The organism is Amycolatopsis sp. 3B14, assembly GCF_050958625.1.
GTDB classification, from domain to species: Bacteria; Actinomycetota; Actinomycetes; order Mycobacteriales; family Pseudonocardiaceae; genus Amycolatopsis_E; species Amycolatopsis_E thermoflava.
Map to the genome: position 1 here is coordinate 89,553 of NZ_JBHZEN010000001.1, position 19,562 is coordinate 109,114.

The window sequence follows — 19,562 nt, forward strand, 5'->3', positions numbered from 1 at the left end:
GAGCTGCGACCATGGCGGGACAGAAGATCCGCATCAGGCTCAAGGCCTACGACCACGAGGCGATCGATGCCAGCGCGCGCAAGATCGTCGAGACGGTGACGCGCACCGGCGCCTCGGTCGTCGGACCTGTGCCGCTGCCCACCGAGAAGAACGTTTACTGCGTCATCCGCTCGCCGCACAAGTACAAGGACTCGCGCGAGCACTTCGAGATGCGCACGCACAAGCGGCTGATCGACATCCTCGACCCGACGCCGAAGACGGTCGACGCGCTCATGCGCATCGACCTCCCGGCGAGCGTCGACGTCAACATCCAGTAAGCGTTGGGCGAGCGGCGGAGATAAGAGACTCATGTCTGACAGGCAAGTAAAGGGCATCCTGGGCACCAAGCTCGGCATGACCCAGGTCTTCGGCGAGGACAACCGGATCGTTCCGGTGACCGTCGTGCAGGCCGGGCCGAACGTGGTGACCCAGATCCGTACCCAGGACAACGACGGCTACCAGGCCGTGCAGCTGGCTTTCGGCGCCGTGGACCCGCGCAAGGTCAACAAGCCGGTGACCGGCCACTTCCAGAAGGCGGGCGTGACCCCGCGGCGTTACCTCGCCGAGCTGCGCACGACCGACGCCGAGAGCTACGAGGTCGGCCAGGAGATCACCGCCGAGGTGTTCCCCGCCGGCTCGCGCGTCGACGTCACGGGCACCAGCAAGGGCAAGGGCTACGCCGGTGTCATGAAGCGCCACGGCTTCAAGGGCCAGGGCGCCAGCCACGGTAACCAGGCGAAGCACCGCGCCCCCGGCTCGATCGGTGGCTGCGCCACCCCGGGCCGTGTCTTCAAGGGCCTGCGGATGGCCGGCCGCATGGGTGGCGTGAAGGTCACCACGCAGGGCCTGACCGTCCACGACGTGCGCGCCGAAGAGGGCCTGCTGCTGATCAAGGGCGCCGTCCCCGGCCCCAAGGGCAGCCTCGTCTTCGTCAAGACCGCCGCGAAGGGTGGTGCTAACGAATGACCAGCGTCGAGCTGAAGACCCCGGCCGGCAGCGCCGAGGGCACCGTCGAGCTCCCCGCCGAGATCTTCGACGTGCAGGCCAACGTGCCGCTGATGCACCAGGTCGTGGTGGCCCAGCAGGCCGCCGCGCGCCAGGGCACGCACGACACGAAGACCCGCGGCGAGGTCTCCGGTGGCGGCAAGAAGCCGTACCGCCAGAAGGGCACCGGCCGCGCCCGCCAGGGTTCGACCCGCGCCCCGCAGTTCGCCGGCGGTGGCACCGTCCACGGCCCCACGCCGCGCGACTACACCCAGCGCACCCCGAAGAAGATGAAGGCCGCCGCCCTGCGTGGCGCCCTCTCCGACCGGGCGCGCGCCGGCCAGGTGCACGTCATCACCGAGCTGGTGTCGGGCGAGAAGCCCAGCACCAAGGAGGCGAAGAAGGTCCTCGCCGCCGTGACCCAGGCCAAGCGCCTGCTGGTCGTGCTGCACCGCGAGGACGAGCAGGGCTGGCTGTCGGCCCGCAACCTGCCGAACGTGCACCTGATCAACCCCGACCAGCTCAACACCTACGACGTGCTGGTCAACGACGACGTGGTGTTCACCAAGGCCGCGTACGACGCCTTCATCGCCGGTCCCGTCAAGGGCAAGGCGGCCAAGGCTTCGGCTCGGGCCAGCGAGGTTGAAGGGAGTGAAGCGCAGTGAGCAGCGTTGCCATCCCGGACCCTCGTGACATCGTGCTCGCGCCGGTGATCTCCGAGAAGTCCTACGGGCTCCTCGAGGACCACAAGTACACGTTCGAGGTCCGGCCGGACGCCAACAAGACGCAGATCAAGATCGCCGTCGAGCAGATCTTCGGCGTCAAGGTCGTCAGCGTGAACACGCTGAACCGGCAGGGCAAGCGCAAGCGGACCCGCTACGGCTTCGGCAAGCGCAAGAACGTCAAGCGCGCCGTCGTGACGCTGTCCGCCGAGAGCAAGCCGATCGAGATCTTCGGCGGACCCGCCGCGTAAGGGACGGAAGCTGTCATGGGTATTCGTAAGTACAAGCCGACGACTCCGGGCCGCCGTGGCTCGAGCGTGTCGGACTTCGCCGAGATCACCCGGTCCGAGCCGGAGAAGTCGCTGCTGCGCCCGCTGAGCAAGTCGGGCGGCCGCAACTCCTCGGGCAAGATCACCACCCGGCACAAGGGTGGCGGCCACAAGCGGGCCTACCGGGTCATCGACTTTCGGCGCAACGACAAGGACGGCATCCCGGCCAAGGTCGCGCACATCGAGTACGACCCCAACCGGACCGCCCGCATCGCGCTGCTGCACTACGCGGACGGCGAGAAGCGCTACATCATCGCGCCGGACAAGCTCAAGCAGGGCGACACGGTGGAAGCCGGCCCGCGCGCCGACATCAAGCCGGGCAACAACCTGCCGCTGCGCAACATCCCGGTCGGCACCGTGGTGCACGCCATCGAGCTGCGTCCCGGTGGCGGCGCGAAGATCGCCCGCTCCGCCGGCGCCCGCGTGCAGCTGGTCGCCAAGGACGGCCCGTACGCCCAGCTGCGGATGCCCTCGGGCGAAATCCGCAACGTGGACGTGCGCAACCGCGCCACCGTCGGCGAGGTCGGCAACTCCGAGCACCAGAACATCAACTGGGGCAAGGCGGGCCGCAACCGCTGGCGCGGCAAGCGCCCGACCGTCCGCGGTGTCGTGATGAACCCGGTCGACCACCCGCACGGTGGTGGTGAGGGCAAGACCTCGGGTGGTCGCCACCCGGTGAACCCGAACGGCAAGCCGGAGGGCCGCACCCGCCGCCGCAAGCCGTCCGACGCACTGATCGTCCGCCGCCGGCGTACCGGCAAGAAGCGCTGAGCAGGGAGGTAAGACAACATGCCGCGTAGCCTGAAGAAGGGCCCGTTCGTGGACGACCACCTGCTCAAGAAGGTGGACGCGCTCAACGAGTCGGGCAAGAAGACCGTGATCAAGACCTGGTCCCGCCGGTCCACGATCATCCCGGACATGCTGGGTCACACCATCGCGGTGCACGACGGCCGCAAGCACGTGCCGGTGTTCGTCAGCGAGGCCATGGTCGGCCACAAGCTTGGCGAGTTCGCTCCGACGCGGACCTTCAAGGGTCACGTCAAGGATGACCGGAAGTCGCGCCGCCGCTGAGCGGGCACACGAGAGTTAGGGAAAGCAAGCGATGACAGCCCCAGAAACCGCTCCGGCCCAGGTGGCCGTGGCGCGGGCTCGCTTCGTCCGGGACTCGCCGACGAAGGTGCGCCGGGTGATCGAGCTGATCAAGGGTCTTAGCGCCGCCGAAGCCCTCGCCGTGCTCCGGTTCTCGCCGTACGCGGCGAGCCAGCCGGTGGCGAAGGTGCTCGCCAGCGCCGTGGCCAACGCCGAGAACAACCTCAACCTGGACCCGGACACGCTGTTCGTGAAGAACGCGTACGCCGACGAGGGCCCGACCCTCAAGCGCATCCAGCCGCGCGCCCAGGGCCGTGCGTACCGGATCCGGAAGCGGACCAGCCACATCACGGTCGAGGTGGAGTCGCGTCCGGAAGCGAAGAAGAGCGGTAAGAAGAAGGCAGGTGGCCGCTAGTGGGCCAGAAGATCAACCCGCACGGCTTCCGGCTGGGGATCACCACCGACTGGAAGTCGCGCTGGTACGCCGACAAGCAGTACGCGGAGTACGTGGCCGAGGACGTCAAGATCCGCAAGCTGCTGTCCACGGGCATGGAGCGCGCCGGCATCTCCAAGGTCGAGATCGAGCGCACCCGTGACCGCGTGCGGGTCGACATCCACACCGCGCGTCCGGGCATCGTGATCGGCCGCCGCGGCGCGGAGGCTGACCGGATCCGCGGCTCGCTGGAGAAGCTGACCGGCAAGCAGGTCCAGCTGAACATCCTCGAGGTCAAGAACCCCGAGGCCGACGCGCAGCTGGTCGCCCAGAGCGTCGCCGAGCAGCTGTCCAACCGCGTGGCGTTCCGCCGCGCGATGCGCAAGGCGATCCAGACGACCATGCGCTCGTCGCAGGTCAAGGGCATCCGCGTGCAGTGCAGCGGCCGCCTCGGCGGTGCCGAGATGTCGCGGTCGGAGCACTACCGCGACGGCCGGGTCCCGCTGCACACGCTGCGCGCGGACATCGACTACGGCTTCTTCGAGGCCCGCACCACCTTCGGCCGCATCGGCGTGAAGGTGTGGATCTACAAGGGTGACCTGGTCGGCGGCCTGAAGGCCAAGGCCGAGCGGGACGCCGCGGCCGCCAACGAGCGTCCGCGCCGGGAGCGTCCGTCGCGCCCGCGCCGTTCCGGCGCCCAGGGCACGACGCCGACCTCGACCGAAGCCGGCCGCGCCGCTGCCGCCGCGAAGGCCGACACGGATGTCGCGACCAGCGAGGCGCCCGCGCAGGGTTCGCCGGACGCGGCCGAGAAGACGGAGGGCTGAGGCGTGCTCGTCCCACGCAAGGTCAAGCACCGCAAGCAGCACTCGCCGAAGCGCGCCGGTGCCGCCAAGGGCGGCACGAAGGTCACCTTCGGTGAGTACGGCATCCAGGCGCTTGAGCACCACTACGTGACCAACCGGCAGATCGAGTCCGCTCGTATCGCCATCACCCGGCACATCAAGCGTGGCGGCAAGGTGTGGATCAACATCTTCCCGGACCGTCCGCTCACCAAGAAGCCGGCCGAAACCCGCATGGGTTCCGGTAAGGGTTCGCCCGAGTGGTGGGTCGCCAACGTGAAGCCGGGCCGCGTCATGTTCGAGCTGAGCTTCCCGAACGAGGCCCAGGCTCGCGAGGCGCTGCGCCGCGCGATCCACAAGCTCCCCATGAAGTGCCGCATCGTGACCCGTGAAGGTGGTGAGTTCTGATGGCGCAGGCAGGTGTCGCCGCCGCAGAGCTGCGTGAGCTCACCAACGAGGAGCTCGTGCTGCGCCTGAAGGAAGCCAAGGAGGAGCTGTTCAACCTCCGCTTCCAGATGGCCACCGGGCAGCTGGACAACAACCGCCGCCTCCGCACCGTCCGTGCCGACATCGCTCGGATCTACACGGTGATGCGGGAGCGCGAGCTCGGCCTGTCCGTTTCCCCCGACGCCGAGAATGAAGAAGGTGCTGCCTGATGAGTGAGCAGACCCCAGAGCTCGCCGCGCAGCCGGTGCAGAGCGCCGAATCCGGTCGCAACTACCGCAAGGTCCGTGAGGGCTACGTCGTCTCGGACAAGATGGACAAGACGATCGTGGTCGAGCTCGAGGACCGCAAGAAGCACCGCCGCTACGGCAAGGTTCTCCGCTCCACCAGCAAGGTGAAGGCGCACGACGAGGAGAACACCGCCGGCATCGGTGACCGCGTGATCCTCATGGAGACCCGCCCGACCTCGGCCACCAAGCGGTGGCGGCTCGTGCGGATCGTGGAGAAGGCCAAGTAATCGGAGGCCCATCTCGGGCCTCCTCCGTTCCGCCAGGCTCGCCGGAAGGTGAGAACCGGCGCGACATACAGGAGTTGACGTGATCCAGCAGGAGTCGCGGCTGCGAGTCGCCGACAACACGGGTGCCAAGGAGATCCTCTGCATCCGCGTGCTCGGTGGCTCGGGACGGCGCTACGCGGGTATCGGCGACATCATCGTCGCCACCGTCAAGGACGCCATCCCGGCTGCCGGGGTGAAGAAGGGTGACGTGGTCAAGGCCGTCGTCGTCCGCACGACGAAGGAGCGGCGTCGCCCGGACGGCTCCTACATCAAGTTCGACGAGAACGCCGCCGTGCTCATCAAGAACGACAACGAGCCGCGCGGCACCCGCATCTTCGGCCCGGTCGGCCGTGAGCTGCGTGACCGCAAGTTCATGAAGATCATCTCGCTGGCGCCGGAGGTGCTCTGATGAAGGTGAAGAAGGGCGACACGGTCGTCGTCATCGCCGGCAAGGACAAGGGCGCCAAGGGCAAGGTCATCAAGGCCTACCCGGAGCGCCAGCGGGTGCTGGTCGAGGGCGTGAACCGGATCAAGAAGCACACCCGGATCTCCCAGACCCAGCGCGGCGCGCAGTCCGGCGGCATCGTGACGCAGGAGGCCCCGATCCACGTGTCGAACGTGATGGTCGTGGACTCCGACGGCAAGCCGACCCGCGTGGGCTACCGCATCGGCGAGGACGGCAAGAAGGTTCGCATCTCGCGCCGGACCGGTAAGGACATCTGATGACGACCGCAGAGAAGATCGTGCCGCGGTTGAAGACGCGGTACCGCGAAGAGATCAAGGGCGAGCTCCGCACCGAGTTCGGCTACGAGAACGTCCACCAGATCCCGGGCGTGGTCAAGGTCGTCGTCAACATGGGTGTCGGCGACGCCGCGCGGGACAGCAAGCTGATCGACGGTGCGATCCGCGACCTCGCGGCCATCACCGGTCAGAAGCCCGAGGTGCGCCGGGCGCGCAAGTCCATCGCGCAGTTCAAGCTGCGTGAGGGCCAGCCGATCGGTGCGCGCGTGACGCTGCGCGGCGACCGCATGTGGGAGTTCCTGGACCGGCTGCTGACGATCGCGCTGCCGCGTATCCGCGACTTCCGCGGGCTGTCGGCCAAGCAGTTCGACGGCAACGGCAACTACACCTTCGGTCTCAACGAGCAGTCCATGTTCCACGAGATCGACCCCGACTCCATCGACCGCCCGCGCGGCATGGACGTCACCGTTGTCACCACCGCTACCACCGACGACGAGGGCCGCGCGCTGCTCCGCAAGCTCGGCTTCCCGTTCAAGGAGAACTGATGGCCAAGAAGGCTCTGATCGCCAAGGCGGCCCGCAAGCCGAAGTTCAAGGTGCGTGCCTACACGCGCTGCAACAAGTGCGGCCGGCCTCACTCGGTGTTCCGCAAGTTCGGACTGTGCCGGGTTTGCCTGCGCGAGATGGCGCACGCGGGCGAACTCCCCGGTGTGTCCAAGTCCAGCTGGTAGGAACGACAGAAGCTCCCACTTCGCCACAGGCCCTCTGACTAGGGGGAACCAGGCGAGAAAGGTTGAAGGTCACCATGACGATGACCGACCCCATCGCAGACTTCCTGACACGTCTGCGGAACGCCAACTCGGCGTACCACGACGAGGTCGTGGTGCCGCACTCGAAGCTCAAGGCGAACATCGCCGAGATCCTGAAGCGCGAGGGTTACATCTCGGGCTACCGGGACGAGCCGGGTGAGAAGCACAAGAACCTCATCGTGGAACTGAAGTACGGCCGCAACCGCGAGCGCAGCATCGCCGGTCTGCGCCGCGTGTCCAAGCCGGGTCTGCGGGTGTACGCCAAGTCGACCGAGCTGCCGAGCGTGCTGGGCGGGCTGGGCATCGCGATCATCTCGACGTCGGGCGGCCTTCAGACCGACCGGCAGGCCAAGCGCAACGGTGTGGGCGGGGAAGTCCTCGCCTACGTCTGGTAACGGAAGGGAGAGCAGGCATGTCGCGCATCGGTAAGCAGCCGATCACCGTCCCTTCCGGGGTCGAGGTGACCATCGACGGCCAGAACATTTCGGTGAAGGGTCCCAAGGGCACCCTTTCGCACACTATCGCCGAGCCGATCACGGTCGAGCGCGGTGAGGACGGCGCGCTGCTGGTCAAGCGCCCGGACGACGAGCGGGAGAGCCGTGCGCTGCACGGTCTGACCCGCACGCTGGTCAACAACCTGGTCGTGGGTGTGACCGAGGGTTACGAGAAGAAGCTCGAGATCCACGGTGTCGGTTACCGCGTCCAGGCCAAGGGCAGCAACCTCGAGTTCGCCCTCGGCTACAGCCACCCCGTGCTGATCGAGGCGCCCGAAGGCATCACCTTCAAGGTCGAGACCCCGACCCGGTTCTCCGTGTCCGGCATCGACAAGCAGAAGGTCGGCCAGATCGCCGCGGTGATCCGCCGGCTCCGCCGTCCGGACCCGTACAAGGGCAAGGGGCTGCGCTACGAGGGTGAGCGCATCCGTCGCAAGGTCGGAAAGACGGGTAAGTGATCATGAGCGAAACGGCAACGAAGAAGCGGAAGCCGGTCGGCAAGGACATCTCGACCCGGCGCCGCGTCGCGAAGGCGCGCCGTCACTTCCGGCTTCGCAAGAAGGTCGGCGGGACCGCTCAGCGGCCCCGGCTGGTCATCCACCGGTCCTCGCGGCACATCACGGTCCAGGTGATCGACGACGTGGCAGGCCACACGGTCGCCTCGGCGTCGAGCCTCGAGGCCGACGTGCGTGCGCTCGAGGGCGACAAGAAGGCCAAGGCCGCCAAGGTCGGCGAGCTCGTGGCCGCCCGTGCCAAGGGTGCGGGCATCTCCAGCGTCGTGTTCGACCGCGGTGGCAACCGCTACCACGGCCGCATCGCCGCGCTGGCCGACGCCGCTCGCGAGGCGGGGTTGGAGTTCTGAGAACCATGCACATGCTCGCGAATGGAAGGAAAGCCTGATGCCGGGACGTACACGGCAGGGCGGTGGACAGGGCGGCCCGGGCGGCAACGACCGCGACCGTCGTGACCGCCGCGATCGCCGCGACGGTGGCCGTGGCGGGGCCGGCCAGGAGAAGACCCCGCACCTCGAGCGCGTCGTCGCGATCAACCGCGTCGCCAAGGTCGTGAAGGGTGGTCGTCGCTTCAGCTTCACCGCCCTGGTGGTCGTCGGTGACGGCGACGGTCAGGTCGGCGTCGGCTACGGCAAGGCCAAGGAAGTTCCCGCGGCCATCGCCAAGGGCGTCGAGGAAGCGAAGAAGAACTTCTTCCGCGTTCCCCGGATCGCCGGCACCATCCCGCACCCGGTCCAGGGTGAGGAGGCCGCCGGTGTGGTCCTGCTCCGCCCGGCCAGCGCCGGTACCGGTGTCATCGCCGGTGGCCCGGTCCGCGCGGTGCTGGAGTGCGCGGGTGTGCACGACGTGCTGTCGAAGTCGCTCGGCTCGGACAACGCGATCAACATCGTGCACGCCACCGTGGCGGCCCTGAAGGGTCTCCAGCGTCCGGAGGAGGTGGCCGCCCGTCGCGGTCTGCCGCTCGAGGACGTCGCGCCGGCCCGGATGCTGCGTCAGCGTGCGGGACAGGGGGTCTGACATGGCTCAGCTCAAGGTGACCCAGGTCAAGAGCAAGATCGGCACCAAGCACAACCACCGGGAGTCCCTGCGGACCCTCGGGCTGCGCAAGATCCGGCAGTCCGTGGTGCGCGAGGACACCCCGGAGGTCCGCGGTCTGATCCACACCGTCCGCCACCTCGTGACTGTTGAGGAGGTCAAGGCATGACGGCCATCAAGATCCACCACCTGCGCCCGGCCCCGGGCGCCAAGCGCGACAAGATCCGCGTCGGTCGTGGTGAGGGTTCGAAGGGCAAGACCGCCGGTCGCGGTACGAAGGGCACCAAGGCCCGGAAGAACGTGCCCGCCGGTTTCGAGGGTGGGCAGATGCCCATCCACATGCGGCTGCCGAAGCTGCGTGGCTTCAAGAACCGCTTCCGCACCGAGTACCAGCCGGTGAACGTCGGCGACATCGCCCGGGTCTTCCCGGACGGTGGCGACGTCACCAAGGAGCAGCTGGTCGAGCGCGGTCTGGTTCGCAAGAACGAGCTCGTCAAGGTCCTCGGCAACGGCGACCTGAACGGCGTGAAGCTGAACGTCACCGCCGACAAGTTCTCCTCGTCCGCGAAGGAGAAGCTCGAGGCGGCCGGCGGTTCGGCCACCGAGCTCTGAGTTCTGCCTGCGGCAAGGGCCCGCTGGTCTTCGGACCGGCGGGCCCTTTCCTTTGCCTGCCGGTGGTGCCACGATCGGGTGATGTCGTACCCGGGGGTTCCGCCTGGTTACCCGCCGGTGCCGAGCCGTCGACGTGGCTGGCACGGTGGACGTCTGCTGGGCGCCGCGCTGGCGTTGCTCGCCGCCGCGGCCGCCGTCACGGGCTCGTTCCTCGCGTTGTTCGAGGGGGAGCTGCTCTTCCGGGGTGAGCCGCAGTTGACGCTGACGGTCACCGGGTGGGACCTGACCGCGGAGGCGGTCCAGCCCGGGATCCCGACGAACACCTTCGGCAGCCCGGTCCGCAACGGGTACCTGCTGGCTGCGGCCGGGTTGCTGCTGGTCATCGCGGCGGTGCTGAGCCTGGCCGCGGCGCGGCGGAACTCGTCGCCGGCCCGGAAGTTCGCCGCGGCGCTGGCCGCGGCGACCGGCGCGGCCTTCCTCCTCGCGACCGCCGCCGGGATCGTCCTGCAGGGAGTCAGTCTGCACGAGAGCTTCCGCCCGGCGGGCGCGGCCGAAGGTGACGGCGCGTTCTCGACGAGCGACAGCCTCGGAACCGGGTTCTGGCTGGTCGCGGGCGCCACCCTGGCGGCGATCGTGGCCGCGGTCCTGGCCGCCGCGCGGGGCCGCCGCGCGCCGCAGGACCTGACGACGCCGCGCTACGGGATCCCCGCGCCGTCCGGGTACCAGCCCGGACCGCAGTTCCCGGCCCCGACGAGGCACTGGCCCGGCGGCGAGCCCTACCCGGGCGGCGCCCCGTCAGCGGGTCAGGCGATGCCACTGCCGCACGCCGGCTACCCACCCGGCCCGAGCACGCCAGGGCAGGGCGTAGGGAGTCAGGGCGCACCGGGCCAGGGGCTGTCGGGCCACAGTGGCTGGCGGGCGAGCCCGGCAAGCCAACACCAGCCCGCCGGCGCGCAGCCGGGGGAGCGCGAAGGGGACTCGCCGGAAGGCGACCCGCGCGGCGAGGAGCGGCCCAGCTCGTAGCGCCGGGCAGGTAGCTGGCCGCCGGACCAGCCACCACCCGCCGCACCGACGTCCGGCGCGTAGCAGCTCACCCGCGCACCCCGGAAAACCAGCCGCCGCTCGTCAGCGCAACCAGTACCGTCACGTTGATGACCTGGTTGCTCGTCTTCCTCGGCGCCGCCATGCTCATCGCTCTCACGCCGGGCGCCAACAACCTCCTCGGGCTGCACCACGGGATCCAGCACGGTCTGCCGCGGGCGCTCGCCGGGCTGCTCGGCCGCCTGGCCGCCTTCACCCTCATGATCGGCGCCGTCGCAGCGGGACTGGGCCAGTTGCTCGCCGCGTCCGGACCCGCGCTCACCGCCATCAAGTGGGCCGGCGTGGCCTACCTCGTCTGGCTGGGCGTCAAGCTCCTCCGCAGCAAGCCGCAGCCGCCGGCCGAACAAGCGCCGGGCCCCGTCCTGCGCAAGGAGTTCCTCGTCGCCATCACCAACCCCAAGGCGGTCCTCATCTTCACCGCCTTCGTGCCGCAGTTCGTCGACCCCGCGCACGGTTCGCCCACCGCGCAGATCGCGATCCTCGGCGCCGTCTACCTGCTCGCCGAGTTCCTCGCCGGCACCGCCTACGCCGCGGCCGGCGCGGCGCTCAAATCCGTCCGGCTGAGCGTCCGCGCCCGGCGGAACGTGGACCGCGGCACCGGAGTGGTCCTGATCGGCATGGCGGGCACCCTGGCCGCCGCCGGTTCATAACACGGCCTACCTCACAACCCTCCAACGCCCGGCTGTTAGAGTCGGGCGACGCGCTTCGGGGACTGACATGCCCCGGAGCGCTGCTGGCTTGCCAGCGACATGGTGTTCCTGCCGGCCAGCGTGCCGGCCAAGCCGATCGCCGGTGACACCCACCGGCGACGCCGAGGAGGTCCCCCGCGTGCTCAGCGCCTTTCGCTCGGCTCTCGCCACGCCGGACCTGCGCAAGAAGATCCTGTTCACGCTGTTGATCGTGGCCGTGTACCGGATCGGTGCGGTCACTCCGGCGCCCGGGGTCTCCTATCCCAATGTGCAGGCATGCCAGGCCGGTGCCGACCAGTCCGGCATCTACTCCCTGCTGAACCTGTTCAGCGGTGGGGCGCTCCTGCAGCTGTCGATCTTCTCGACCGGCATCATGCCGTACATCACGGCCAGCATCATCATCCAGCTGCTCACCGTCGTCATCCCGCGGTTCGAGGAGCTGAAGAAGGAAGGCCAGGCCGGCCAGGGCAAGCTCACGCAGTACACCCGGTACCTGACGATCGCGCTGGCGATCCTGCAGGCGACCGGTGTGGTGGCGCTCGCCGACCGCGGTCAGCTGTTCCCGGACTGCGCGCAGTCGATCATCCCGGACAACAGCATCTTCTCGCTGGCGCTGATCGTCATCACGATGACGGCGGGCACCGCGGTCATGATGTGGCTGGGCGAGCTCATCACCGAGCGCGGCGTCGGCAACGGCATGTCGGTCCTGATCTTCCTGAACATCGCGGCCCGCATCCCGGCCGAGGGCATGAACATCCTCAACAACCAGGGCGGTCTCGTCTTCGCGCTGGTGTGCGTCTTCGGCCTGGTGATCATCGCCAGCGTCATCTTCGTCGAGCAGGGCCAGCGCCGGATCCCGGTGCAGTACGCCAAGCGGATGATCGGCCGCCGGATGTACGGCGGCACGTCGACCTACCTGCCGATCAAGGTGAACCAGGCCGGTGTCATCCCGGTCATCTTCGCTTCGTCGCTGCTGTACCTGCCGGACCTGATCAGCCGTCTGTTCGGCGACCCGACCAGCGGCTCCGGCTGGCAGGCGTTCCTGCAGACCTACGTGGTCAACCAGTCCAGCTGGGTGCACATCCTGCTGTACTTCGCGCTGATCATCTTCTTCACGTACTTCTACATCACCATCACGTTCAACGTGGATGAGCGCGCGGAGGAGATGAAGAAGTTCGGCGGCTTCATCCCGGGCATCCGTCCCGGCAGGCCGACCGCCGAGTACCTGAGCTTCGTGCTGGGCCGGATCACCTTCCCCGGCTCGCTCTACCTCGGCATCATCGCGATCCTCCCGAACTTCTTCCTGTCGATCACGCAGGAGGGCAACAACCAGAACTTCCCGTTCGGCGGCACCGCCGTGCTGATCATGGTCGGCGTCGGCCTCGACACGGTGAAGCAGATCGAAAGCCAGCTGATGCAGCGGAATTACGAAGGGTTCTTGCGATGACGCGCCTGGTTCTTGTCGGCCCGCCCGGAGCAGGGAAGGGAACTCAGGCGGTAGCGCTGTCGCAGCGGCTCTCCATCCCGCACATCTCCACGGGCGACCTCTTCCGCGCTCACGTGGCGGAGCAGACGCCGCTGGGCGAGGAGGCGAAGCGCTACCTCGACTCGGGCGAGCTGGTTCCGGACAGCGTCACCAACGAGATGGTCCGCGAGCGCCTGGCCGAGTCCGACACCAAGGCCGGCTTCCTGCTGGACGGGTTCCCCCGCAACACCAAGCAGGCCGAGGTCCTCGGCGAGATGCTGGCCGAGTCGGACAGCGCGCTCGACGCGGTCATCCAGCTCGACGTGCCGGAGGACGTCCTGGTCGAGCGCCTGCTCGGCCGCGGCCGCACGGACGACACCGAAGAGGTCATCCGCCGCAGGCAGCAGGTCTACCAGTCGGAGACCGCCCCGCTGCTGGACTACTACCGCGACATCCTGGTCAAGGTGGACGGCGTCGGCGAGGTCGACGAGGTCTCCTCGCGGATCGTGAACGCCCTCGACGCGCGCGCGTGAACCTGGTGCCTTCCGTGCTCCGCCGCCACCGCGGCATCGAGATCAAGACGCCCGGCGAGCTGGACGCGATGCGGGCCGCCGGGATCGTGGTGGCCCGCACCCTCGCGGCTGTCGCCGAGGCCGCCAAGCCCGGCGTCAGCACCGGCGACCTGGACGAGATCGCCGAGCAGACCATCCGCGCGGCCGGCGCGGTGCCCTCGTTCAAGGGCTACCACGGCTTCCCGGCCTCGATCTGCGCGTCGGTGAACGAGCAGGTCGTCCACGGCATCCCGGCGAAGACCACCGTGCTGGCCGAGGGCGACCTGCTGTCCGTGGACTGCGGCGCCATCCTCGACGGCTGGCACGGCGACTCCGCCGTCACCCTGGCCATCGGCTCGGTTTCGGCCGCCGACCAGGCGTTGTCGGCCGCGACCCGCGCCGCGATGCTCGCCGGCATCGAGGCCGCGGTGCCCGGCGCCCGGCTGACCGACATCTCGCACGCCGTGCAGTCCTCGGCCGAGACGTCCTCGGCGGCCGACGGCACCGAGTACGGCCAGATCGTCGAGTACGGCGGGCACGGCATCGGCACGGAGATGCACATGGAGCCGTTCCTGCCCAATGTCGGCAAGCCCGGCAAGGGGCCGAAGCTCAAGCCCGGCATGGCGCTGGCCATCGAGCCGATGCTGACCGGCGGCAGCGCCGAGACCGTCGAGCTCGAGGACGGCTGGACCGTGGTGACCGCGGACGGCTCGCGCGCTGCCCACTGGGAGCACACCGTCGCCATCACCGAGGACGGCCCTCGCGTCCTGACCCTGCCCGAAGGCTCCTGACCTGCGGTTTCCCCGCTTCGGGTGCGACTTGGGGTATCGTCGGAGTGACGTTGCCTACCACACATCACCCCGCCTCGCGAGGTGCGACACAGGCTGCGTACACTATCTAGTCGGCGTACTCATCACGCCGGTTCCAACGCGCTCGTCAATGCTCGGGTCCTTGGGGTCGGTGCGGCGTGTCCGCCGAACGCAAGAGTTGCCAATTCGGTGCTCTACCAAGTCACGAAACGCGGAGGACATGGCTAAGAAAGACGGGGCCATCGAGGTCGAAGGTCGGGTCATCGAGCCACTCCCCAACGCGATGTTCCGAGTCGAGTTGGAGAACGGTCACAAGGTCCTGGCACACATCAGCGGCAAGATGCGGCAGCACTACATCCGCATCCTCCCGGAAGACCGGGTTGTCGTCGAGCTGTCGCCGTACGACCTGTCTCGTGGGCGGATCGTCTACCGCTACAAGTGACGCGGTGAGCAACGCATAAGGAAGCAGGAGACGTGAAGGTCCAGCCGAGCGTCAAGAAGATCTGCGACAAGTGCAAGGTGATCCGCCGCCACGGCCGGATCATGGTGATCTGCGAGAACCTGCGGCACAAGCAGCGGCAGGGCTGATCACCGCCTGCACCACGCAGAGCGGACGGACAGCTGTATGACCTCCCCGCACCTGCCGGGCCGCACGGCCCGGCCGACCCCCGGACTCCAGGCCGGGGCCGGGACACCGGACACGCAAGTGTTCCGGACGACATGCGAGTCGGTCCCGGAACCGGGCGGGGAGCACACCTGGAGCGACGAACAGCAGAAGGAGCATCAAGCGCCATGGCACGACTCGCCGGCGTAGACCTCCCCCGCGAGAAGCGGTTGGAGATCGCGCTGACCTACATCTACGGCATCGGTCGTACGCGCTCGAAGGAGCTCATCGCGGCCACGTCGCTGAACCCGGACACCCGGGTCCGCGACCTGACCGACGACGACCTCGTCAAGCTGCGCGACCACATCGAAGAGAACTTCAAGGTCGAGGGTGACCTCCGCCGCGAGGTGCAGGCCGACATCCGTCGCAAGATCGAGATCGGCTGCTACGAGGGCCTGCGGTGGCGCCGCGGTCTGCCCGTCCGCGGTCAGCGGACCAAGACCAACGCCCGCACCCGCAAGGGTCCGAAGAAGACGGTCGCCGGCAAGAAGAAGGCTGGCAAGAAGTGAGCGTCCAGGGCAAGAAGGTCGTGCGGATCGGCGCCGGGCAGGTGCGCCGCCGCAACAATTCGTGCGTTTCGCCGAAGGCCCTGTATGCCCGCCCGATGGCGCTTCGCCAGCTCTACACCGACGCCGGTTCGCTGATCCGGCGTGGCCAGCAGGAGGCCCGCGAGGCCGCCGCTGCCGCCGCACAGACCGAGAACTCGCGCTAGGCAGGAGAAACCACCCAACATGCCACCCAAGGCTCGCGCCGGGGCCAAGAAGGTCCGGCGGAAGGAAAAGAAGAACGTGGCCCACGGCCACGCTCACATCAAGAGCACCTTCAACAACACCATCGTGTCGATCACCGACCCGAACGGTGCGGTTATCTCGTGGGCCTCTTCCGGCCACGTCGGTTTCAAGGGCTCCCGCAAGTCCACCCCGTTCGCCGCGCAGATGGCGGCCGAGAACGCGGCCCGCAAGGCCGCCGAGCACGGGATGAAGAAGGTCGACGTGTTCGTCAAGGGCCCGGGCTCCGGCCGGGAGACGGCGATCCGTTCGCTGCAGGCCGCCGGTCTCGAGGTCGGCACCATCCAGGACGTGACCCCGCAGCCTCACAACGGCTGCCGCCCGCCCAAGCGGCGCCGGGTCTGAGGAACGGGGAGGAGTAACAACAGATGGCTCGCTACACCGGCCCCGCGACTCGCATCTCGCGGCGCCTCAAGGTTGACCTCGTCGGCGGCGACCAGGCTTTCGAGCGCCGCCCGTACCCGCCCGGCCAGCACGGCCGCGGCCGGGTCAAGGAGTCCGAGTACCTGCTCCAGCTGCAGGAGAAGCAGAAGGCTCGCTACACGTACGGCGTCCTCGAGCGGCAGTTCAGCCGCTACTACAAGGAGGCCGCGCGGCGCCCCGGCAAGACCGGTGAGAACCTGCTGCAGATCCTCGAGTCCCGCCTGGACAACGTCGTGTACCGCGCCGGTCTGGCCCGTACCCGCCGTCAGGCGCGTCAGCTGGTGGCGCACGGTCACTTCACCGTCAACGGCGTGAAGGTGACGATCCCCAGCTACCAGGTCGAGAAGTTCGACATCATCGACGTGCGGCCGAAGTCGCTCCAGATGCTGCCCTTCGTGGCCGCCAAGGAGTCGTTCGGCGACCGGCCGATCCCCGGCTGGCTGCAGGTCGTGCAGTCCAACCTGCGCATCCTGGTGCACCAGCTCCCCGAGCGGGCGCAGATCGACGTTCCGGTCCAGGAACAGCTGATCGTCGAGTACTACTCGAAGTGATCGGCCGCGGCGGCGCGCACCCGCGCGTCGCCGCTCCGCCATCCCTTTCGGCGTCATATGGCGGGCGCCGGCAGGAAAGGAAGAGAAGAAAGTGCTGATTTCCCAGCGACCGGCCCTCGGCGAAGAGCCGATCAACGAGACCCGGTCCCGGTTCACCATCGAGCCGCTGGAGCCCGGCTTCGGGTACACGCTCGGCAACTCGCTGCGGCGCACGCTGCTGTCGTCCATCCCGGGCGCGGCGGTCACCAGCATCCGCATCGACGGTGTGCTGCACGAGTTCACCACCGTCCCCGGGGTGAAGGAAGACGTCACCGACATCATCCTGAACCTCAAGGAACTGGTCGTCTCGTCCGAGGAGGACGAGCCCGTCACCATGTACCTGCGCAAGCAGGGCCCGGGTGAGGTCACCGCGGCCGACATCGTTCCGCCGGCCGGTGTCACCGTGCACAACCAGGATCTGCACATCGCCTCGCTGAACGGCAAGGGCAAGCTGGAGATCGAACTGGTCGTCGAGCGCGGCCGCGGTTACGTGCCCGCTCAGCAGAACAAGCAGGCTGGTGCCGAGATCGGCCGGATCCCGGTCGACTCGATCTACTCGCCGGTGCTGAAGGTCACGTACAAGGTCGAGGCGACCCGTGTCGAGCAGCGCACCGACTTCGACAAGCTGATCCTGGACGTCGAGACCAAGCCGTCGATCACGCCGCGTGACGCCGTCGCGTCGGCAGGCAAGACGCTGGTCGAGCTGTTCGGCCTGGCCCGGGAACTCAACGTCGACGCCGAGGGCATCGAGATCGGCCCGTCGCCGCAGGAGGCGGACACCATCGCCGCCTACGCGATGCCGATCGAGGACCTGGACCTCACGGTCCGGTCGTACAACTGCCTCAAGCGCGAGGGCATCCACACGGTCGGCGAACTGGTCTCGCGCAGCGAGGCCGACCTGCTCGACATCCGCAACTTCGGCGCGAAGTCGATCGACGAGGTCAAGATGAAGCTCGTCGGCCTCGGCCTGTCGCTGAAGGACAGCCCGCCCGGGTTCGACCCGACCGCGGCTGCTGCCTCCTACGAGGGCGGCGAGAGCTGGTCCGCCGAGGGTGTCGGCGGTCTGTCGGACAACGGCCACGACGACGGCCAGGACTACGCAGAGACGGAGCAGCTGTAAGGACGGCGGCCCGCCTCGCCGAGTGATTCGTGCGGGGCGGGCGCCGGCCTGAAAGCGGCCGGATTTACGAGGAGAAGCAATGCCCACCCCCACGAAGGGCCCCCGTCTCGGTGGATCCGCGGCCCACGAGCGGCTGATGATGGCGAACCTCGCCACGTCGCTGTTCGAGCACGGCAAGATCACCACGACCGAGGCCAAGGCCCGCCGGATGCGGCCGCTCGCCGAGAAGCTGATCACCAAGGCGAAGCGCGGCGACCTGCACAACCGGCGTCAGATCCAGCGCGTGATCCGCGACAAGGACGTGGTTCACAAGCTGCTCGCCGAGATCGGCCCGTTCTTCGCGGACCGCAACGGCGGTTACACCCGGATCACCAAGACGCTGCCGCGCAAGGGCGACAACGCCCCGATGGCGGTCATCGAGCTGGTGTCCGAGAAGACCGTCACCTCGGAGGCCGAGAAGGCGCGGAAGACCAAGTTCGCGAAGGACGAGGCTGCCGCTCCCGCCGCGACCGAGGCCGAGGAGACCAAGGCCGAGGAGGCCAAGGCCGAGGCTGCCGACCAGGACGCTGAGGCGCCCGAGTCGGCCACCACCGAGGCGACCGCCGAGCCGGCCGAGGGTGCCGCTGACGCGGATGCCGACGCCGAGTCGTCGAAGAAGGACGAGTCCTGACGGCTGAGTTCGGTCCAGGCAACGAGCCCGCTGCTCCCTCCGGGGAGGGCGGGCTCGTTCGTCTGCGCCTGGACGTCAGCTACGACGGCACGCAGTTCTCGGGGTGGGCCCGCCAGCCCGGCCGCCGGACGGTCCAGGGCTTGTTGGAGGAGGCGCTGGCGAAGCAGCCGCCCGGGGCGGCGGTGCCGAAGTCGGTCGTGGTGGCCGGCCGGACGGACGCCGGTGTGCACGCGACCGGGCAGGTCGTGCACGTGGACGTGGTGCCGTTGTCGGAGCCGCGGGGTCGCCTGACTGTGGACGAGCACGGCATTCTCGATCTGGAGCGCATGCGGCACCGCTGGAACCGGTTCCTGCCGGGCGACGTGCGAGTGCTGGACGCGCGGGTCGCGCCGGAGGGTTTCGACGCGCGGTTCTCGGCGATCCGCAGGCATTATCGTTATCGGGTCTCGGACGCGCCGTGGGGCGTTGATCCGCTGCGCCGGTTCGACACCCTGGCCTGGGGCCGCCCGCTGTCCCTGACGGCGATGAACGAGGCTTCCGAGGCGCTGCTGGGCCTGCGGGACTTCGCGGCGTTCTGCAAGCAGCGCGAGGGCGGCACCACGATCCGCGAACTCCAGCGGTTCACGTGGCGCCGGATTGATTCGCACGTGGTTGAGGCAGAGGTCTCGGCTGACGCGTTCTGCCACTCGATGGTGCGCAGCCTGGTCGGCGCGATGCTCCTGGTGGGCGACGGCCGTCGCCCGACCGAGTGGCCTGCTGAGCTGTTGCGTGGGGGAGTGCGGGACAGCGCCGTGGCCCCCGCACACGGCCTGACGTTGATCGGCGTGGACTACCCGGCCGACGAGGAGCTGGCCGCACGGGCCGAACAGACCCGAAACATGCGAGCTGCCTCCGAGGCAAGCTAGTTATCCACAATCCACAGCGGTTATCCACAGGCCGCCGCGAGGGTGGCACCGCAACAAACCGGAAGCCGGCAACGGAAGCGACCCGACGAACAAGCAGGCCTTCCCCACCCCGCAACCGCCACCCGACAACGAAAAGCAAGCGACTAC

The 19,562-nt window shown here is 68.6% G+C and carries 35 protein-coding genes; all 35 read left to right on the plus strand.

The annotated features are described in order from the left end of the window. Positions 1-11 precede the first annotated feature (11 nt). The 35 genes from rpsJ to truA all read left to right on the plus strand — a co-directional run bounded on the left by rpsJ (position 12) and on the right by truA (position 19,415). Positions 12-317: a 30S ribosomal protein S10 gene (gene rpsJ / locus ACCP09_RS00330; protein WP_003883485.1), complete on the plus strand. Its 306-nt coding sequence runs from the start codon at positions 12-14 to the stop codon at positions 315-317. Positions 318-348: 31 nt separating this feature from the next. Beyond that, a complete protein-coding gene (rplC, locus tag ACCP09_RS00335; RefSeq protein WP_027932628.1) occupies positions 349-1,005 on the plus strand; it encodes a 50S ribosomal protein L3 in 657 nt (218 codons plus the stop codon). Beyond that, the gene (gene rplD / locus ACCP09_RS00340; RefSeq protein ID WP_017986606.1) at positions 1,002-1,688 is read left to right on the plus strand and encodes a 50S ribosomal protein L4; all 687 of its coding nucleotides are present in this window, start codon (positions 1,002-1,004) and stop codon (positions 1,686-1,688) included. The genes rplC and rplD overlap by 4 nt, the downstream gene beginning before the upstream one ends. Beyond that, positions 1,685-1,996 (plus strand): 50S ribosomal protein L23, encoded by a 312-nt coding sequence (rplW, locus tag ACCP09_RS00345; protein ID WP_017986607.1) that lies wholly within the window; start codon positions 1,685-1,687, stop codon positions 1,994-1,996. The genes rplD and rplW overlap by 4 nt, the downstream gene beginning before the upstream one ends. 15 nt (positions 1,997-2,011) lie before the next feature. Then, positions 2,012-2,845, plus strand: coding sequence for a 50S ribosomal protein L2 (gene rplB / locus ACCP09_RS00350; RefSeq protein WP_026153757.1), 834 nt, complete (start codon positions 2,012-2,014; stop codon positions 2,843-2,845). An 18-nt stretch (positions 2,846-2,863) separates the two neighbouring features. Further along, positions 2,864-3,145 (plus strand): 30S ribosomal protein S19, encoded by a 282-nt coding sequence (gene rpsS / locus ACCP09_RS00355; protein WP_017986609.1) that lies wholly within the window; start codon positions 2,864-2,866, stop codon positions 3,143-3,145. Between the two features lie 31 nt (positions 3,146-3,176). Further along, positions 3,177-3,578: a 50S ribosomal protein L22 gene (rplV, locus tag ACCP09_RS00360; protein ID WP_026153758.1), complete on the plus strand. Its 402-nt coding sequence runs from the start codon at positions 3,177-3,179 to the stop codon at positions 3,576-3,578. After that, positions 3,578-4,423: a 30S ribosomal protein S3 gene (rpsC, locus tag ACCP09_RS00365; protein ID WP_017986611.1), complete on the plus strand. Its 846-nt coding sequence runs from the start codon at positions 3,578-3,580 to the stop codon at positions 4,421-4,423. Before rplV ends, rpsC begins: the two co-directional genes overlap by 1 nt. A gap of 3 nt (positions 4,424-4,426) precedes the next feature. Beyond that, positions 4,427-4,846 carry a 50S ribosomal protein L16 gene (gene rplP, locus ACCP09_RS00370; protein WP_017986612.1) on the plus strand — a complete coding sequence of 140 codons (420 nt, stop codon included), beginning with the start codon at positions 4,427-4,429 and terminating at the stop codon, positions 4,844-4,846. After that, positions 4,846-5,094: a 50S ribosomal protein L29 gene (gene rpmC / locus ACCP09_RS00375; RefSeq protein ID WP_017986613.1), complete on the plus strand. Its 249-nt coding sequence runs from the start codon at positions 4,846-4,848 to the stop codon at positions 5,092-5,094. The genes rplP and rpmC overlap by 1 nt, the downstream gene beginning before the upstream one ends. Then, complete coding sequence (rpsQ, locus tag ACCP09_RS00380) at positions 5,094-5,399, plus strand: 30S ribosomal protein S17 (RefSeq protein ID WP_020417563.1); 306 nt, start codon at positions 5,094-5,096, stop codon at positions 5,397-5,399. The genes rpmC and rpsQ overlap by 1 nt, the downstream gene beginning before the upstream one ends. A gap of 79 nt (positions 5,400-5,478) precedes the next feature. Then, complete coding sequence (rplN, locus tag ACCP09_RS00385; RefSeq protein WP_017986615.1) at positions 5,479-5,847, plus strand: 50S ribosomal protein L14; 369 nt, start codon at positions 5,479-5,481, stop codon at positions 5,845-5,847. Continuing rightward, the gene (rplX, locus tag ACCP09_RS00390; protein WP_017986616.1) at positions 5,847-6,161 is read left to right on the plus strand and encodes a 50S ribosomal protein L24; all 315 of its coding nucleotides are present in this window, start codon (positions 5,847-5,849) and stop codon (positions 6,159-6,161) included. Before rplN ends, rplX begins: the two co-directional genes overlap by 1 nt. Further along, entirely contained in the window at positions 6,161-6,724 is a 564-nt protein-coding gene (gene rplE, locus ACCP09_RS00395) for a 50S ribosomal protein L5 (RefSeq protein WP_433742430.1), read from the plus strand. The genes rplX and rplE overlap by 1 nt, the downstream gene beginning before the upstream one ends. After that, the gene (locus tag ACCP09_RS00400; RefSeq protein WP_017986618.1) at positions 6,724-6,909 is read left to right on the plus strand and encodes a type Z 30S ribosomal protein S14; all 186 of its coding nucleotides are present in this window, start codon (positions 6,724-6,726) and stop codon (positions 6,907-6,909) included. The genes rplE and ACCP09_RS00400 overlap by 1 nt, the downstream gene beginning before the upstream one ends. Positions 6,910-6,983: 74 nt before the next feature. Continuing rightward, positions 6,984-7,382, plus strand: coding sequence for a 30S ribosomal protein S8 (gene rpsH, locus ACCP09_RS00405; protein ID WP_020417564.1), 399 nt, complete (start codon positions 6,984-6,986; stop codon positions 7,380-7,382). A gap of 17 nt (positions 7,383-7,399) precedes the next feature. After that, positions 7,400-7,939 (plus strand): 50S ribosomal protein L6, encoded by a 540-nt coding sequence (gene rplF / locus ACCP09_RS00410; protein ID WP_020417565.1) that lies wholly within the window; start codon positions 7,400-7,402, stop codon positions 7,937-7,939. A gap of 2 nt (positions 7,940-7,941) precedes the next feature. Then, positions 7,942-8,343, plus strand: a complete 402-nt coding sequence (gene rplR, locus ACCP09_RS00415) for a 50S ribosomal protein L18 (RefSeq protein WP_027932626.1) — start codon at positions 7,942-7,944, stop codon at positions 8,341-8,343. A 37-nt stretch (positions 8,344-8,380) separates the two neighbouring features. Next, a complete protein-coding gene (rpsE, locus tag ACCP09_RS00420) occupies positions 8,381-9,010 on the plus strand; it encodes a 30S ribosomal protein S5 (protein WP_017986622.1) in 630 nt (209 codons plus the stop codon). A 1-nt stretch (position 9,011) separates the two neighbouring features. Further along, positions 9,012-9,197: a 50S ribosomal protein L30 gene (rpmD, locus tag ACCP09_RS00425; protein WP_020417566.1), complete on the plus strand. Its 186-nt coding sequence runs from the start codon at positions 9,012-9,014 to the stop codon at positions 9,195-9,197. Further along, the gene (gene rplO, locus ACCP09_RS00430) at positions 9,194-9,640 is read left to right on the plus strand and encodes a 50S ribosomal protein L15 (RefSeq protein WP_017986624.1); all 447 of its coding nucleotides are present in this window, start codon (positions 9,194-9,196) and stop codon (positions 9,638-9,640) included. The genes rpmD and rplO overlap by 4 nt, the downstream gene beginning before the upstream one ends. Before the next feature lie 81 nt (positions 9,641-9,721). Next, positions 9,722-10,663, plus strand: coding sequence for a hypothetical protein (locus ACCP09_RS00435; protein ID WP_433742435.1), 942 nt, complete (start codon positions 9,722-9,724; stop codon positions 10,661-10,663). Between the two features lie 128 nt (positions 10,664-10,791). Beyond that, the gene (locus ACCP09_RS00440) at positions 10,792-11,391 is read left to right on the plus strand and encodes a LysE family translocator (protein WP_027932624.1); all 600 of its coding nucleotides are present in this window, start codon (positions 10,792-10,794) and stop codon (positions 11,389-11,391) included. A gap of 178 nt (positions 11,392-11,569) precedes the next feature. Further along, positions 11,570-12,877, plus strand: a complete 1,308-nt coding sequence (gene secY / locus ACCP09_RS00445; protein WP_027932623.1) for a preprotein translocase subunit SecY — start codon at positions 11,570-11,572, stop codon at positions 12,875-12,877. Beyond that, on the plus strand, positions 12,874-13,428 hold the full coding sequence (locus tag ACCP09_RS00450) for an adenylate kinase (RefSeq protein WP_026153762.1): 555 nt from the start codon (positions 12,874-12,876) through the stop codon (positions 13,426-13,428). Before secY ends, ACCP09_RS00450 begins: the two co-directional genes overlap by 4 nt. Beyond that, positions 13,425-14,237 carry a type I methionyl aminopeptidase gene (gene map, locus ACCP09_RS00455; RefSeq protein WP_084022676.1) on the plus strand — a complete coding sequence of 271 codons (813 nt, stop codon included), beginning with the start codon at positions 13,425-13,427 and terminating at the stop codon, positions 14,235-14,237. The genes ACCP09_RS00450 and map overlap by 4 nt, the downstream gene beginning before the upstream one ends. Before the next feature lie 238 nt (positions 14,238-14,475). Then, positions 14,476-14,697, plus strand: a complete 222-nt coding sequence (gene infA, locus ACCP09_RS00460) for a translation initiation factor IF-1 (RefSeq protein ID WP_005443304.1) — start codon at positions 14,476-14,478, stop codon at positions 14,695-14,697. A 32-nt stretch (positions 14,698-14,729) separates the two neighbouring features. After that, entirely contained in the window at positions 14,730-14,843 is a 114-nt protein-coding gene (gene rpmJ, locus ACCP09_RS00465; protein ID WP_004558882.1) for a 50S ribosomal protein L36, read from the plus strand. A gap of 204 nt (positions 14,844-15,047) precedes the next feature. After that, a complete protein-coding gene (gene rpsM, locus ACCP09_RS00470; RefSeq protein WP_017986631.1) occupies positions 15,048-15,428 on the plus strand; it encodes a 30S ribosomal protein S13 in 381 nt (126 codons plus the stop codon). Beyond that, the gene (locus tag ACCP09_RS00475) at positions 15,425-15,631 is read left to right on the plus strand and encodes a hypothetical protein (RefSeq protein WP_017986632.1); all 207 of its coding nucleotides are present in this window, start codon (positions 15,425-15,427) and stop codon (positions 15,629-15,631) included. The genes rpsM and ACCP09_RS00475 overlap by 4 nt, the downstream gene beginning before the upstream one ends. 19 nt (positions 15,632-15,650) lie before the next feature. Continuing rightward, positions 15,651-16,052, plus strand: a complete 402-nt coding sequence (rpsK, locus tag ACCP09_RS00480; protein ID WP_017986633.1) for a 30S ribosomal protein S11 — start codon at positions 15,651-15,653, stop codon at positions 16,050-16,052. Between the two features lie 23 nt (positions 16,053-16,075). Beyond that, a complete protein-coding gene (rpsD, locus tag ACCP09_RS00485; RefSeq protein ID WP_020417571.1) occupies positions 16,076-16,681 on the plus strand; it encodes a 30S ribosomal protein S4 in 606 nt (201 codons plus the stop codon). Between the two features lie 91 nt (positions 16,682-16,772). Next, a complete protein-coding gene (locus ACCP09_RS00490; protein WP_017986635.1) occupies positions 16,773-17,840 on the plus strand; it encodes a DNA-directed RNA polymerase subunit alpha in 1,068 nt (355 codons plus the stop codon). A 79-nt stretch (positions 17,841-17,919) separates the two neighbouring features. Continuing rightward, positions 17,920-18,510 (plus strand): 50S ribosomal protein L17, encoded by a 591-nt coding sequence (gene rplQ, locus ACCP09_RS00495; RefSeq protein ID WP_123683996.1) that lies wholly within the window; start codon positions 17,920-17,922, stop codon positions 18,508-18,510. A 68-nt stretch (positions 18,511-18,578) separates the two neighbouring features. Then, positions 18,579-19,415, plus strand: coding sequence for a tRNA pseudouridine(38-40) synthase TruA (gene truA / locus ACCP09_RS00500; protein ID WP_433742443.1), 837 nt, complete (start codon positions 18,579-18,581; stop codon positions 19,413-19,415). The last annotated feature ends 147 nt before the right edge of the window (positions 19,416-19,562 follow it).

Coding starts and splice junctions, on each gene's coding strand:
- rpmC (WP_017986613.1), top strand. CDS start 4,846: ATGGCGCAGGCAGGTGTCGCCGCCGCAGAGCTGCGTGAGCTCACCAAC.
- rplD (WP_017986606.1), top strand. CDS start 1,002: ATGACCAGCGTCGAGCTGAAGACCCCGGCCGGCAGCGCCGAGGGCACC.
- rpsJ (WP_003883485.1), top strand. CDS start 12: ATGGCGGGACAGAAGATCCGCATCAGGCTCAAGGCCTACGACCACGAG.
- rpsQ (WP_020417563.1), top strand. CDS start 5,094: ATGAGTGAGCAGACCCCAGAGCTCGCCGCGCAGCCGGTGCAGAGCGCC.
- rpsM (WP_017986631.1), top strand. CDS start 15,048: ATGGCACGACTCGCCGGCGTAGACCTCCCCCGCGAGAAGCGGTTGGAG.
- infA (WP_005443304.1), top strand. CDS start 14,476: ATGGCTAAGAAAGACGGGGCCATCGAGGTCGAAGGTCGGGTCATCGAG.
- rplX (WP_017986616.1), top strand. CDS start 5,847: ATGAAGGTGAAGAAGGGCGACACGGTCGTCGTCATCGCCGGCAAGGAC.
- rplE (WP_433742430.1), top strand. CDS start 6,161: ATGACGACCGCAGAGAAGATCGTGCCGCGGTTGAAGACGCGGTACCGC.
- ACCP09_RS00400 (WP_017986618.1), top strand. CDS start 6,724: ATGGCCAAGAAGGCTCTGATCGCCAAGGCGGCCCGCAAGCCGAAGTTC.
- rplF (WP_020417565.1), top strand. CDS start 7,400: ATGTCGCGCATCGGTAAGCAGCCGATCACCGTCCCTTCCGGGGTCGAG.
- rpmD (WP_020417566.1), top strand. CDS start 9,012: ATGGCTCAGCTCAAGGTGACCCAGGTCAAGAGCAAGATCGGCACCAAG.
- rplQ (WP_123683996.1), top strand. CDS start 17,920: ATGCCCACCCCCACGAAGGGCCCCCGTCTCGGTGGATCCGCGGCCCAC.
- rplR (WP_027932626.1), top strand. CDS start 7,942: ATGAGCGAAACGGCAACGAAGAAGCGGAAGCCGGTCGGCAAGGACATC.
- rpsK (WP_017986633.1), top strand. CDS start 15,651: ATGCCACCCAAGGCTCGCGCCGGGGCCAAGAAGGTCCGGCGGAAGGAA.
- rplB (WP_026153757.1), top strand. CDS start 2,012: ATGGGTATTCGTAAGTACAAGCCGACGACTCCGGGCCGCCGTGGCTCG.
- ACCP09_RS00440 (WP_027932624.1), top strand. CDS start 10,792: ATGACCTGGTTGCTCGTCTTCCTCGGCGCCGCCATGCTCATCGCTCTC.
- rplC (WP_027932628.1), top strand. CDS start 349: ATGTCTGACAGGCAAGTAAAGGGCATCCTGGGCACCAAGCTCGGCATG.
- rpsD (WP_020417571.1), top strand. CDS start 16,076: ATGGCTCGCTACACCGGCCCCGCGACTCGCATCTCGCGGCGCCTCAAG.
- ACCP09_RS00435 (WP_433742435.1), top strand. CDS start 9,722: ATGTCGTACCCGGGGGTTCCGCCTGGTTACCCGCCGGTGCCGAGCCGT.
- rpsS (WP_017986609.1), top strand. CDS start 2,864: ATGCCGCGTAGCCTGAAGAAGGGCCCGTTCGTGGACGACCACCTGCTC.
- rpsE (WP_017986622.1), top strand. CDS start 8,381: ATGCCGGGACGTACACGGCAGGGCGGTGGACAGGGCGGCCCGGGCGGC.
- ACCP09_RS00450 (WP_026153762.1), top strand. CDS start 12,874: ATGACGCGCCTGGTTCTTGTCGGCCCGCCCGGAGCAGGGAAGGGAACT.
- rplV (WP_026153758.1), top strand. CDS start 3,177: ATGACAGCCCCAGAAACCGCTCCGGCCCAGGTGGCCGTGGCGCGGGCT.
- rplO (WP_017986624.1), top strand. CDS start 9,194: ATGACGGCCATCAAGATCCACCACCTGCGCCCGGCCCCGGGCGCCAAG.
- rpsH (WP_020417564.1), top strand. CDS start 6,984: ATGACGATGACCGACCCCATCGCAGACTTCCTGACACGTCTGCGGAAC.